The organism is Corallococcus sp. AB030, from assembly GCF_003668965.1.
Classification (GTDB): Bacteria; Myxococcota; Myxococcia; order Myxococcales; family Myxococcaceae; genus Corallococcus; species Corallococcus exiguus.
Window position 1 is genome coordinate 14,678 of sequence record NZ_RAWQ01000053.1, and the last position, 13,320, is coordinate 27,997.

The following is a 13,320-nucleotide window of genomic DNA, read 5'->3' on the forward strand; positions in this document are numbered from 1 at the left end:
CCCTGAAACAGTGCGATTCGTTCCGTGAGGAGTTCTGTCTTCACCCAACTGCAATGGGGGCAGGCCGCGTGAGCAATTTACGCAGCGGCCCTCACGTCTGGCTCCCACACCAGAAGACGCCCTGCAGTGTCGCGCATGGTAGCGGCGTCCTTCGACAGCACGCGCGACAGGGCGGGCTCGGCCTCGATGGCATCGGCGAGGTCCGGGGTCGTCTCGCGCATGGCCTGCCGCATGAGGTGCGCCATGCGTTCGGCGGCGTCGTGCAGCCGGTTGGGGCAGTCCGCCCGCAGCTCCGCCACCAACTCGTCGTGCACCATGAGGACGAGCCGCGAGCCCCAGAGTGGGGAGCGACGGGCCGTGTACATTTCCCGCGCGACGCGCCAGGTGGCCAGCTTCGCCCCCACGGCGCCGAGGGCCTGAAAGGGGGTGTTGAGCCACTGCGTGTAGCCGCACCCGCCCCGGAGGATGTTGGCCCCGGGAACGAGCACGTCCACGAGCTGCCCGCCGTATGTGAGGCGGCTGGCGCGGGAGAACAGCTCCCGCTGCTCGGGCCACGCGTCGAGCCACCTGTCGCCATAGCGCTGGGAGACTTCCACGCACGCGGCGCAGACCATCTTCACCTTGCCCTGGACGCGTACCGGCACGCGCTCGACGCCGCATGTCTTCGCCACCTTGGCCAGCAGGCAGAAGCGGACGTCGTCCTTCGCCCGCGCGTGGTAGGCCATGGCGCCCGCGCCCATGCCCCCGCCCTTGCCGAAGTTGAAGACCTTGGCGAGCGCACGGAAGGACGTGGCCGTGGCTTCCTTCGCCTTCACGCGCGGCAGGAGGGCTGCGTAGCTCTCCCCCAGGAAGGTCGCAGCGGCGGACGTGTGGACGTCTTCCTTCGCCAGCAGCGCCTCGGCCATCCGCGACCAGCCCACGTCCCAGATAGCCCGCTGGGCCATCGTGCGCAGTTCCAGGCCTGCATAGTCCACGGAGCAGTAGACGAAGCCGGGGCGGGCCTCGTGGCACTCGCGGACGCCGCCTTTCTGGGGGAGCTGCTGGTAGTCGCTGGAGACGCGCGTCGTGGAGACCAGGACGTTGAAGCGCGGGTTGAGCGGCACCGCGACGCCGGCTTCCAGCTTGCCCAGGTAGGTGGAGCGGTACTTGTCCACCTTGCCGGCCCTGCCCAGCTCCTCCAGTAGCGGGTCGCCCGAATCGAGGAGCGTGTCCCGGTCGGTGGCCACTTGGCCGTCCGGAAAGCGCTCCGAGGGCGAAGTGACGGGCGGCGTGCCGTTGTAGGCGGTGGAGACGAGCACGGAGAGCCGCTTCGCATCCTTGGAACCGTCGGGCCGGAAGATGCCCGCCGCGAGGAAGCGTGCGCGGTTGGCGCTCCACTCCGCCTCCACGCGCTGCCGCAGCTCCGCGACGCGCTTGCCGTGGGTACGTAGCCCCCAGATGGACGCGAAGTGCAGGGCCAGCGCGGCGCGGACCTGGTCGCCTTCCGCGTGGAGGTTGCCGCCGTTAGGGACGCTGGCCGCGACACGCTCCTGGGCGAGGTGGACGTCCAGGGTGAAGCGGGCGTCGCGCTTCGGGTAGGCCACGGCGGCGGCGGGCCACTGCTCCAACTGCACGCCATCGAGTTCCGCGTAGCGCAGGCGCCATGCATCCGGGGCCTTCTTCTCCGCGCTGATGTCCTGACCCAGGTGGCGCTTCACCAGGAGGGAGAGGGGATAGCGGGCTCCCTCCTCGTCCCCCAACTGGCGGCCCGTTTCAGGGTCCACGCCGTGCAGCCCCCTGGCGATGTCGATGAGCGCCTCGCGGATGGCGACGTCGTGCAGTCGCCCGGCCTCCGCTGCGTCGAAGACAGCATCCACGAACCGCGCGTCGTCCGCGCACATGACGCCCAGGTCGTAGGCGAGGTTGGCACCCGTCAGGTGGACGCCGGGCGAGGAGAGGGCGTCCCGGAACCAGTCGCGCGCCTGCGCTGCGGAGAGGAGTCGCTCACTGCCCTGTGCCGCGTGCGCGATGGATGCGCAGACGAGCGGCGGGGCGAGAAGGCCGGGTTGAATCAGGTGCGTCTCGGTATCGAAGCTGAAGAGGGAGGTGGGCACAACACGAAGAGGCCCGTGTCGTGGGCCAGCCGTGGCGGTAAGGGAGTCGCGCCAGGTACTCAGCAGCTTTGGGGGAGGGGGCTGCTCAGGCCAGGGCGTCGGCGAGGGCCGGCAGCTTCGCCTCGGCACGCTTCGCCTCGATGGCCGCCAGCTCGTCGTCCGTGGGGCTGACGGTGCTCCAGCGGTAGCCCTCGATGACCTTCCCAGGCTTGCCGTCCTGCTCGGGCAGCGTCTTGGGGAAGACCTCGCAGTCGATGAGGAGGAAGGCCCCGGCCTGCTTGTCGCCCGTGAACTTGGCGAGTTGCTCCAGGGACAGCTCCTGCTCCTCGGCGCCGGTCAGGGCCATGACGAAGGCCTTGAAGCGGCCGCCGCCGTTCTTCTTCGCCTCGGAGAGCTTCTCGACGTAGGAGGCCACCATGCCGATGCGGCTGGGCTCGCTGGCGGGCTGCGTCCGCTCGGCGGACACCACCTTCAGCTCAGCGATGGCGGACAGGCCCTTGAAGCCGTCCTTGGTGCGGATGGACTGCACCTCCAGCCGGTAGCGGCCAAACTTGAGATACTGCGCGCCGAGCGCCGCCTGGGCGCTGACGATTCGCGAAAGTGCTGCGTTGCTCATGTCCTGCAGCTCCCATTGAGGGGACGTCGAAGGACGTCCTCATCAGTTCAGATGGGGGCAGTTTCGAAGTGGCGTTTCGCAAGCTTACGTTGAGCTACAAGCGAATCCGTGCATATTCTGGGTGTTCTATGACCCATCTCTCCTCTCTCGTGCGGAGTCTGCACAATGGTCAGGAGGCACTCTTCCTAACTCCTGATCGATGTAAGATTCTCTGGCGTACGTAGAGGGGAGCGCTTGGTGCGTTGCATTATATCCAAGGGAGGACAGCTTGTTTTTTAAGAATAACAAAGAGCCTCATGAAGTGTTTACGCCAAGGCAATCCAAGGTTAATCCAAATATGTACGTGGCTCGACCGGATCTTGAGGCGCGTTTGCGCCAATCCTTGACTGGAACACAGCACGTCATCGTTCATGGTGAGAGTGGTACTGGAAAGTCCTGGCTCTATAAGAAGGTACTTGCCGACATGCAGGCTGTAGTCCTTCCAATCAATCTTGCTAATGCAAGTCGCTTTGGTGGGATTGCCGCTGAAATGAAAAATGCCCTTGAGCGACTTGGGACTGCAACTCAGACCGGCTATTCGGAAACCAAGTCGTCCGAAATGACAGCGGTATTGGCCACGGGCGGGCTGGAGCACGAGAAAACCTTTGCATTGGGCACGAAGGAGCCATTTGAGGCGTGCTGCGCGCACTTGCGGAAAGAAGCGGGCAAACACCCGGCGTGTATCGTTTTTGATAACCTGGAGACGATATTCGAGAGTGATGAAATGATGAACGAGTTGGCCAACCTTATTGTCCTGCTCGATGATGAAAGATATTCCGAGTATAGAATAAAAATGCTGATCGTTGGCGTGCCAACTGGCGTGCGTGATTACTTTAACCGCACGCGCAATCGCGCGACTGTTGCCAACAGGCTTCAGGAGATTCCGGAGGTTTCGAGACTGAGTCAGTCACAGACTGCCGAGCTTGTTAAAAAGGGTTTCGTCCAAGAGCTTGCGTACGATGTGCAGTCTGATGTTCTGTCGAGGGTTACAGAGCACGTTGCGTGGGTTTCCGATCGAATTCCACAGCGAATTCATGAATATTGTCTTGAGATTGCGCAATTGGCTCAGGAGCGCGACAAGTTGGTAGGCGTCGACTTGCTGGAGGTGGCCGATGCGCACTGGCTGAGTCGATCGCTCTCAAATACATATTCAGTTATTGAAAACCTCATGAACGAGAGGGACACTAAGATTGGAAGGAGAAATCAAGTTCTTTTTTGCCTTGGGCGGGTTGAGGGGGATGAGATTCGATTGAGTGAGATTGAGGCGCTTGTTCGTACTGAGTTTTCTAGGACTACGGAAAACAAGACGCTCGATATTAGCACTCTTCTGTCGAGACTGGCGCAAGGGGACGACGGAGTTGCTCCTGTGCTTCGGCGCTCGCCAAAGGGAGATACTTATCAATTTGCGGATCCAATGTTTCGCATGTGTATCCGTGCGATGTTGATTAAGGATTCAGAGCGGCAGGTGGTTTCGAAGAGGTCGATATCGACGATTGCGGCGGGCGGGGCTGTCTGATTTCCCTTGGCAGTGTGATGGATGTATTAAATGTCTCGCGGGGTCGTCTGTTGGCATAGTATTTTCTGAGGTTGTCCATCGGTTTGCTGGATAAACCGTGCGCGCTCTTGGGCGGTTGCAAAGGCTGTAACGTAGTCTTGCGTGTGCAAACACATCTCCACCTCAACGCACTTCGCTTGCTGCCCAGGGCGGTGCGTCCGAGCGAGTAGCTGCTCCCATAGAGCGCCGTTCGAGGGTGGCGTTACCACGAGGTTGCGGCAGAACTGCTGGAGGTTCTTCCCCGTCGCGTGCGCCTTGATGCTCGCGACGATGGAGCGCCGCCCGCTCTCCTGGAGGATTGCCTCGGACGCGGCACGTCCTCCGCCGTAGAAGGGCACGCCAGCGGCACGGGCAATGCGCTCGCCCAGCTCCGGGAACTCGACCCACACGATTCCTGCCTGGGTCCGCGCCCACTCCGCTGCGTCCTTCACAAGGAAATCTGACACCCATACGGCTTGAGGCTCAGGCTGCACCGCGTCGTGGATGCCCGCCCAGTCCGTCCACGTCTCCGCCTGCCACACCGGCTTGTTGCCCGTGTAGGGCGGAAACATGTGCGCGCGGATGGCGGCTTTGGTGAGCAGCCCCGGCGAGTCCATGTGCTCTTGTCGCTCGCCCTTTAGCTCCTCCCAGACCTCCTTGTTCCAGGCTTTCCGCTTCGCGAACCACTCATCGATCAGCTCCGATGGCTCGCCCCGGGGGTAGCGCCAGCGGTGATAGAAGCCGGCCGACAGCTGTCGCGCGCAGGCCATGGCCTGGAGCTGCTCCTGGAACTGCTCCCCGTCCGGCCGCTCTCCACCGTGCGCCAACTCGATGAGCGCCAGCAGCTCAGCAGGCACTGGCCCCGGGTAGCGAGGGCGGATGATGAGCGGCTTGTCCAAGGCGCTCTCGTCCGTGGCGACTACGCCGCGCGTGTCATTGCGGCGGCGACGGAAGCCCTCGCGGACGTGCTCCTCGGGCTCGCACAGCCGCTCCAGCGCGCCAGGTGGGGCAATCACCTTGCCTGGGTCCAGCGCCGTGCCCCATTCCTCCACGACGTGGTGGGCCAGCGGCAGGGGCGAACCCTCGCGCAGCGCCAGCCGCGACAGGTGCGCGTAGTCCTTGATGCTCTTGGACGCGAACGTGCCGGACAGGGCCACGAGCCGCGTCTCCGGACGCTTCTCGAAGTAGCGGAGGAAGCGCCCCGTGCGCGAGGCCTTCGGGTCCTTGAGATTGTGCGCCTCGTTGAGGATGACGAGGTCAGGGCGGATGCGCTCCAGCAGGTCCGTCGCTTCCTGGCTGGAGAGCTTGTTGTAGGTGATGACGTGCAGCACCGGCAGGCCTGGCCGAAACCAGCGTCCGCCCGCGAGGTTGGGCAAGCGCCAGTGCGCGCCGTAGTAGTCCCACTCCACCGTGAACTGGGGCAGCAGATTGGCCGGGATGAAGAGGCATGCCACGCGGCAAGCCGGCATCACCATGGGCATGAGGAAGGTGGTCAGCTCCTTGCCGTGCCCGGTGCCGATGGGCCCCAGCAACCCGCCCACGCGGGATGTCTCCAACAGCGCCATCGCCTGGACGCGCCGCAGCCGCGTGGGACACGGGCGGGCAGGGGACATGGCCGCGCAGCCACATGGACCTGCAGGGGCGCGCAACTGGGCCTCCAGCGCCTCGACATCCGCCGCCGTGTAGGACGCGGCCAGGTCGCGGCGGGGCAGAGCGAGGATGCGGGTCAGGTCCGAGGACCAGCCCACGGGTGAGCGGCCCGTGCGCGAGTAGTTCTCGGCAACCTGGGGCACGTCGCCCGGTGGAGGGGACGGCGGCAGGGGCACGCCAAGGCGCTGGAGGAGCTTCACGGGCGGCCCTCGCTACCGGACGCCCCGGACGAAGTGCCCCGAGCCGCAGAGCGGCTCCAGGGCCTCCACGGCCACCTGCATCAGCTCGCTGCCGGCCACGCCCAGGGCGGCGTAGGTGCCAGGCTCGGGCGGCTCGGCGCGGATGGTGGCGGCCAGGACGCCCTTCCACTTCCCATAGGCCAGAGGCGAGTCGTTGGGGGCGACGCGGATGTCCACGACGCCGCACTCCTGCTCAATCTTCGCCACCATGCGGCCGACGTAGCCGGCCAGCGGCTCAGCGGGGCAGTTGGGCACGCAGTCCACGAACAGGGACAGGCTGGCCTCGGCGGGCCGCGTGGACTCGGCGGCACGGGCGGCCTCCATCTCCGCCTTCGTCCGCCGCTTGCGGCGCGGGGCCTCGTCACTGGCCGCTAAGGCGGGCTGCTCGGGTGCGGGGGCGGATGCCAGCGCCGGGTTGCTCTTCGGCGCGTCCGGAGGCAGCACCGCCGCCAGCTCCAGCTCTGGAGCGGCCTGGGCGGGTACGCGCGTCGTGGGGGCCGGTGCAGGGGCGGGCTCGGCGGGCTGCGCGGGCAGAATCTGGGGCTTCAGGATGCGATCCATCAGGGCCATGGGCTTGCTTCCTTGCGACTGCGAGTTGAGGCACTGCGCCTGGAAGGAGCACCCGCCGTACTTCTGGCAGGCGCTCCAGGTGGGTTTGACCTGGCTGGGGGAAGTGGCCCTCGCGACGTCGCGCATGCGGCGCGCCATCGGCTCGACGTGCGTGTGCCACTCGTCGCGGACGTGCTCGATGCTGACGGTGGCGACGACAGAGCGGGCGAGCTTCGCTCCGTGGGTCTGGAAGTAGAGGTGCTCCAGCTCCAGCAGCTTCAGTCCTGGGAAGCGCCCAGCAGCGAGGACGGCCCAGTAGCCGTAGCCCACCATCTGGATGCCAGCGTCATGGGTGGCGGAGGCGAGTTGCTCTGGCGTGGCGGCGTAGCTGGCGATGGACTTCGTAGTCTTGTGGTCTGTGACGCGCAGCGCACCCTCGGCGAGGCGTCGCGGGTTGACGAGGTCGATGTAGCCGGTGAGCGGGATGCCGTCCGCGAAGAGCGGGGAGGGCTGACCGAAGTGCTCCTCTACAAGGAGGTCAGGACCTGGAGCGGGAAGCAGGTGCTTGCCGGCCGCCGCGAGGGGGCCCAACACGTCCTCGCCCGTGCGCAGGTAGTGCTCAAGCTGGGCGTGAACTGCGGTGCCAAGTTCCCGGGCCTTGAGGGGCCGCTCAGGCAGCCGGAGGACCTTGGCGAAGAACCACGCGCGCTCGCAGAGGGCGAACTTCCGCAGCTGCGAGACGGACAGGCTGCGGAGGATGCCACCCTCCATTGTGTGTTGCCGTACCGAGGCAGATTGTCTCACCCCTAATCAATGGGGATGACTTTTTGCCGGATTAAAGGCTTTGGCTGGCAGCGTCATGAGTCAGTCGATGCGGCTGTCAGTCGTCAAGTGGACTCGGAATCTCTTCTTCCAATTCCTTTCGGTCGACACTGGCAAGTACAAAAAATTGGCGAGTATCAACAACCTTGAGGCGCCGCGCATTGCCATCAAAATACAACAGAGGTGGCTGCATGTTCTCCTGAAGTGCCGGAAGGTGATTGAGTAGGTTGGTCACATCGCCATTTCGAATTGTCGATTTGTCCTCTCGGTGATGAGCAGTTCGGAGCAGTTCCAAAAGAGTTTTCTTGTCAATCCCATCACGGAGCTGCTGAAGATCGACCTGAAGAATCACTTTGACCAAGTAGTAGGGCAGAATCAGGGAATCGGTGTCGGTCCGGGTCCGACTCCTAGCAGCAATTCCTGTTAGGCTTTGTAGGAAAGTATTTCGCTGATCCCGCAACTTCTCGTCGAATGTGCTTCTGACGGCCGTCATGGCAGAAAGAGTCTGTTTGACATCCAAGGCCTCTTTGACGCCAGAGTGGAGGCAGAAAATCTTCAGGAACTCTTGAAACAAGCCCACATTTCCATAGGCGCTCTCGATTAACTTTTCGACGATTACTGGCGTTATCTCGATAGTGAGCTTCTGGCATCCCCGCTCGACAACGGTCTTGAGATCATCCGGAAGCCAAGGTTCAACTGGGATTTCTATAATCCTGTCTTGTAGATCGTTGTTGAACTGAAGGAGGAGATTTGCTTCGCGCCAGATGCCGAGGATGATAAAGCGGATGCCGATTTCGTGAAATGTCTTAAGATCGAATGCGAGTTGCTTCTGGGTTTCGACGGACAGGTAATGGAAGTTCTCTATTACAACATATTTCTTGAAGCCCACTCTTTGTAGTAGTTCGCCAATCGATTGGGCTTCGCCGAAATCATATCCAATGAACTCGTAGCGAAACTCCATTTGCTTTGAGCGCTTCGCCTCTCCCTCAACTGAGACATCTCCGCCACCAATAAAGGGAAGCAGTGCTTTGAATCCAGTTTTGGCCCTCCCTGTTGCCCCAGTCTCCGTTCGGGAGGTCTCGACTGTCTCGATCTTGATGTTGGCGCTGCGAATGATTGAGGAGTAAATGTTCTCGATTGTTGTCCTCGGCGACGGACGCACGATTGCGCAGTCTTTGCGGTCGTCGAGGTGCTTCTGGCGTAGGGCGGTCTTGCCCTGCTTGGACGAGCCGTAGACAACAATGTGGTGATCCGTTTTCAGTGCCTGCTCGAAAGCGCCGTCGACGTTGGATCGCTCTACGTAGCTAAGAACCGGTTCTGTTCGAATCCCAAAAACCTGCTCGGTCTTCACTTTGGAAGCCACGCGTATCGCCTTTCCTTGCACGCAGATGCAACTCGGTAGTACATTATGTCGACCTTACGCAATTTCCCAGGTGTGATGTCCAAGTAGATGGCCCACTGGGACAGGTCATCTGTGCGGAGGCATCGGCTTCAAGTCGAGTTTCGCAGGGTTTCAAGAGCCCCTCAAGGCCACGGTTTCGACCATCCCACTGAACCCCTCAGATAACCCACCTCAGTAGGACGGTAGTTAGCCTTGATGGTGATGGGCGGGAAATGACCCCCTCTGTGCGGTATTCTGCCTCTGGTCCTGGGCTGTGGAAAGCAAGTCATCCGGAGTCTGGTACATTCGAGGCCTGCGCCCATCTACGCGGCGCTGGTGCTTCTCGAATCCGAGCGTGACGAGGCAGGTGCCAATCTCCGTTGAGATGCGGTGGTCCACGTGCGCGGTGGGCATGCCAAGCGCCTCCGTTGCCACCTGAAGGATGGACACTTCAGCGGGACGCTTCCCCTTCGGCATCGCAAGGATCCACTGGACAATGGCTTCCTCTCGTCCATCGCCCGCCCCCTCGGCACGGAGCGCCGCCTGGGCCTCCGCCCGCCGAGCCTCCTCATCAGACAGCCACCAGGGCTCACTCTGCCTGAAGCGCAGCGTGGCCTCCGCCCACAGTTGGTCTCGGTCCCGGCGCAGCCCCTCGATGTCGATGTGCGTGCATCGCACCGGCCAGAAGCGACGATGTCCCGTCGGATCGCGCAGATAGGCGTCGTCGTTCGTTGTCCCAACGAAGACGCATCGCCGCGCCGTCTTCACGTTGGCGCGGCCGTAGGGCGGCCGGTACGTGTCCTCGGTGCGGCTGATGAAGCCCTTGAGGGCCTGGTTCTCCGCGCGCCGTAGCGTGGAGAGTTCCGCCAGCTCGATGAACCAGAACTGGGACGCCAGCATGGCCGAGTCCTTGTTGTGAACGTCGATGGGCGCGTCGCTGAACCACGGCGCGGCCAGTTCGCGAAACGCCGTGGACTTCCTCAAGCCCTGGGGCCCTTCGAGGATGAGGACGGTGTCCACCTTGCAGCCCGGCTTGAGCGCCCGCGCTACGGCGCCGATGGCGAACTTGGCGCCGATGGTGTGCAGGTGCGCTTCGTCACCTTGGGCGCCGAAGTAGCGCTGCAGCATGCCGTTGAGGCGCGGTGTCCCGTCCCACTCCAAGGCGTTCAGGTAGTCGGCGACCGGGTCGTAGCGGTTGCGCTTCGCCACCGCGAGGAGCTGCGGAGCGACGACGGACGCTTTCGGCTGGAGCCCGAGTCGCCCGTACTCGCTTTGCTGGAGCCAGTTGGTGATTTCGACGTCCAGCGTCTCCGGGTCGATGCCGGGCGGCAGCGGGCCTCCCTCAAACTCCAGGCGCTTGTTGACCTCGTTGAAGCGCAGCACGCCGCGCCATTCAGGCGACGACAGCAGCACCGTGAAGATGTTGGCCTCGCAGTTGCGGAGGCGGCTCTCGCCCTTGCTGCTGACGTCCACGACGAGGTTGCGCCCCCAGGCCTCCGGGTCCTCCTCTCCTTCCTCCAGTGGCAGGGCCGGGCCTTTTGGTGCGGGTGGACGCGTGCCGAGCGCACGCCAGATGGCCTCGTTCTCCGCGATGCGCTTCGCGTTCACGTCCACGCGGCGCGCCCGGTGCCGACGCAGCTTGATACGGGCCTGTTCCACCAGGTGCTCCGTGCCCTCGCCCCAGTCGGTGGCCGCGAAGCTGCCCCGGAACAGCTCCAGGACGGCCTCCTCCGGCGTCTCCTGGGGTAGGACAAAGGCGCAGCAGCTCATCAGCGAATTGAGCGTGGTGTCTTGCATGCCGCGAGCGGCCAGCGGCTCGCCTGCTAGCGTACGGCGGATGAGTTCGCGGTGCTCCGGCTTGCGGACGCGGCGGAGGAGGGCGCGCAGGTCGAAAAGGTCCGCAGCGTTCTCCAGGGCCGGCGCCACGGGCTGCATCGGCACGGCTGGCCTGGTCCTGGCGCGCGCCGTCGCGAGCAGCGCGTCCACGTCCACGGGCTTGCCCTCCGTGGCTTCGGCGCCCGCTTCGAATTCGCCCGAGTGGTTGGGCAGCAGGTAGAGGCGCGACAGGTTGCGGGTGGTGGGGTCCGCCGGCATGGCCAGCAGCCGCTCCGCTTCCTCGCGTACCGTCGGCCACTCCGCGCTGAGGATGGGGCGGCTCACCGGCAGGACGATGCGCAAGCTGGTGTGGCCCGGCCGGTGCCCGTGCGTGGTGTGGGCGATGGTTGCGTAGCCCTCCAGACGCTTTGCCGCTTCCTCCAGCTGCGCCTCCTGGACCGCGTCCACGTCGAAGACGAGGGCTGTGACGGCGCGCACCTCGCTGTCCAGGCGCCGGGCGCCAATGTCCACGGGCGACCAGCAGCGCTGCTTTCGCTTCGCTTGGCACCCATGGCCCACGCACGGTGTGCAGGGCGACACGGTGTGCGTGGTGAGAAGCTGCTTCAGTTCCTCCCAGGTGACGTCCTGGTGCTTGGGCTTCGTGTCGGTGACGTCATCGAAGTAGGCGATCAGCATGTCCAGGCCTCGCGGTGGAACCTGGGTGTGACGGGTGTGGCTGTGACAGCAGCGGACGCGCTCATGCTGATTGAATGGGGGTGGTTTTATGTGGTGGCTCAGATTTCTCGCGCTGGCACATCGCACGCGAGGGGTGTGCCACCTGTGACGTGTGACGTGCGAGGCACTTCCGCAGCACGTGGCGCCACCACCACCACCCCTTTTCCTAAACCCTTTAGAAAGATGAGGTAGGAATAGGGAGGAAAGATACACACGCGCGCGTAGGGAAGTCCTACATGATCGCGCGTAAGGGTTTAGGACGTCGTTCCAGGGCTGTGCACCACGCGCCAGCCTGCCGCGCAGCGTGATTGATCCGCCACGGCCTGCGTCCGCCCCCATCTACAGGGGAGAGGCTGGTGACCTGCCGGGTGATGGCGGCGCGGGACGCCGTGTCAGACGGCGATGCTACTCCCCAGGTCCTGGACGTTGGAGGCAACCATGCGGGTCCATCCGGACACAGCAAGTCGGCACGCCCTGTATCCCGCCATGTCACAAGTGCGTGGGTGTTTCACGCAAAGCGGAAGCTCGTCCTCCGTGCGTGACATGGCAGGTGTCTTGCTGGGCGCTGCGCACATTGTCGCATGGGGAACGGCGTGTTTCTCAACGCACGAGAGGGGCAAGGCGTGAAGAAGGGCAGTGCAGCGAAGCGGGAGTCTCATGTTTCACGTAGCGGAGCGTCGCGGCCGAGCCCGGATGAGCTGGTGAGCGAGATTCACAGGCGCCATGCGGCGGGCGAGTCCGGGCGGGCTCGGCAGCTGGTGGACGCGCTGCTGCGCCTGCTGGAGCCCCAGCTGCGACGGCAGGCCCGTGGCTACGAGAAGCTCAGTGGCTCGCTGCTGGAGGACGACCTCGTCCAGGTGGCGCTCCTCGAAGCGCTCAAGGCCGTGGAGACGTACAAGCCAGAGAAGCGCGGCCGGCAGACGTTCTCCACCTGGGTAGAGTGGCGGGCGCGCCGGGCCATCATGGAGCAGATCCGCCTGCACTACGCGGACGTCCGTCCCTCGGACGCAGCCCAGCGCGGACGCAAGGGGCAGCCGAAGACGCGGCCCATGCCGCTGGTGAGCCGTGATGACGCGACCGAGTCGCTGCCCGGGTCGCTGACGCAGATGCACGACGCGGCCTTGGCGCTGGAGGTGGCCACCGTCGAGGAGCTGTACGCGCTGCGCGAGGAGTGCGCTCGTCTCCGGCGTGAGGTGCTGCGGCTGGACCCCAAGCTGAGGGAGCTGGTGACTCGCGTCCATGGCCTGGGGCGGGAAGCGTGCGGCATTCGCGACGTTGCGGAGGACTGGAACGAGCCACGCAGCCGGCTGGACGTGCTGCTGGCCCGTGCCCATGAGCAGCTCCGCGAGCGCCTAGCGGACAGGGCCGACTGATGCCCGTCCTCGTCGCCCAGCGTGGCGGCCCCTGTGCCGCATGCGGCGCGCTCGTGCTGAAGGGCGAGCGCATCGATTACACGCTGGGGGCGGGGCCGCGTCACCTCGCGTGCGCCGACAAGGCTCCGGAGCTGCGTCGCAACCAGCACGCCGCGTCGTGCGTCCTGTGTGGCGTCCAGGTGCCGAAGGGCGCCGGAGCCCTGTCCGTCACGGAAACGTGCGAGGGCGGGGCGTATACGCGGCGCTGGGCGGTGTCCTGCGTGGACTTCCTGGCCTGCCACGAGCGCATCGTGGCGGGGCTGCCCGCATTGCAGTCACGTTGAACATGGCTTGAGGCCCCCCCGGGTCCAAATTTGGGACGGTCGTCCCGTTCCTGCCTTGCTCGGCGCTCACCCACGCTCGAAAAACTTCAACAAAAAATGGGCAGGGCCGCGATGTGTATGGCCCACCGCGAAGAAACTACGCGCATCCCGC

General features: G+C 64.3%; 9 protein-coding genes. 3 read left to right on the top strand and 6 right to left on the bottom strand.

The annotated features are described in order from the left end of the window. Positions 1 to 77: 77 nt before the first annotated feature. Positions 78 to 2,093 carry a DNA polymerase gene (locus D7Y15_RS15320; protein WP_121753037.1) on the bottom strand — a complete coding sequence of 672 codons (2,016 nt, stop codon included), beginning with the start codon at positions 2,091 to 2,093 and terminating at the stop codon, positions 78 to 80. 85 nt (positions 2,094 to 2,178) lie between these two features. Then, complete coding sequence (locus D7Y15_RS15325) at positions 2,179 to 2,709, bottom strand: hypothetical protein (RefSeq protein WP_121753038.1); 531 nt, start codon at positions 2,707 to 2,709, stop codon at positions 2,179 to 2,181. Between the two features lie 268 nt (positions 2,710 to 2,977). Between D7Y15_RS15325 and D7Y15_RS15330 the strand changes: the two genes are divergently transcribed. Then, positions 2,978 to 4,264, top strand: coding sequence for an ATP-binding protein (locus D7Y15_RS15330; protein WP_148712774.1), 1,287 nt, complete (start codon positions 2,978 to 2,980; stop codon positions 4,262 to 4,264). Between the two features lie 26 nt (positions 4,265 to 4,290). On the opposite strand, the gene D7Y15_RS15335 is transcribed toward D7Y15_RS15330, so the two are convergent. The 4 genes from D7Y15_RS15335 to D7Y15_RS15345 all read right to left on the bottom strand — a co-directional run bounded on the left by D7Y15_RS15335 (position 4,291) and on the right by D7Y15_RS15345 (position 11,434). Further along, complete coding sequence (locus tag D7Y15_RS15335; RefSeq protein WP_233604965.1) at positions 4,291 to 6,132, bottom strand: helicase; 1,842 nt, start codon at positions 6,130 to 6,132, stop codon at positions 4,291 to 4,293. A gap of 12 nt (positions 6,133 to 6,144) precedes the next feature. Continuing rightward, positions 6,145 to 7,491, bottom strand: a complete 1,347-nt coding sequence (locus D7Y15_RS15340; RefSeq protein WP_121753040.1) for a PD-(D/E)XK nuclease family protein — start codon at positions 7,489 to 7,491, stop codon at positions 6,145 to 6,147. Between the two features lie 109 nt (positions 7,492 to 7,600). Continuing rightward, positions 7,601 to 8,905, bottom strand: coding sequence for a hypothetical protein (locus tag D7Y15_RS44155; protein ID WP_148712775.1), 1,305 nt, complete (start codon positions 8,903 to 8,905; stop codon positions 7,601 to 7,603). A 225-nt stretch (positions 8,906 to 9,130) separates the two neighbouring features. Continuing rightward, positions 9,131 to 11,434 carry a virulence-associated E family protein gene (locus D7Y15_RS15345; RefSeq protein ID WP_121753041.1) on the bottom strand — a complete coding sequence of 768 codons (2,304 nt, stop codon included), beginning with the start codon at positions 11,432 to 11,434 and terminating at the stop codon, positions 9,131 to 9,133. A 740-nt stretch (positions 11,435 to 12,174) separates the two neighbouring features. Here D7Y15_RS15345 and D7Y15_RS15350 point away from each other — a divergent pair. Then, the gene (locus tag D7Y15_RS15350) at positions 12,175 to 12,846 is read left to right on the top strand and encodes a sigma-70 family RNA polymerase sigma factor (protein ID WP_158629058.1); all 672 of its coding nucleotides are present in this window, start codon (positions 12,175 to 12,177) and stop codon (positions 12,844 to 12,846) included. Next, positions 12,846 to 13,169, top strand: coding sequence for a hypothetical protein (locus D7Y15_RS15355; protein ID WP_121753043.1), 324 nt, complete (start codon positions 12,846 to 12,848; stop codon positions 13,167 to 13,169). The genes D7Y15_RS15350 and D7Y15_RS15355 overlap by 1 nt, the downstream gene beginning before the upstream one ends. Positions 13,170 to 13,320 lie beyond the last annotated feature (151 nt).

Bases quoted from the DNA above. Each gene is read 5' to 3' on its own strand.
- D7Y15_RS15355 (WP_121753043.1), top strand. From the start codon at position 12,846: ATGCCCGTCCTCGTCGCCCAGCGTGGCGGCCCCTGTGCCGCATGCGGC.
- D7Y15_RS15325 (WP_121753038.1), bottom strand. From the start codon at position 2,709: ATGAGCAACGCAGCACTTTCGCGAATCGTCAGCGCCCAGGCGGCGCTC.
- D7Y15_RS15345 (WP_121753041.1), bottom strand. From the start codon at position 11,434: ATGCTGATCGCCTACTTCGATGACGTCACCGACACGAAGCCCAAGCAC.
- D7Y15_RS15340 (WP_121753040.1), bottom strand. From the start codon at position 7,491: ATGGAGGGTGGCATCCTCCGCAGCCTGTCCGTCTCGCAGCTGCGGAAG.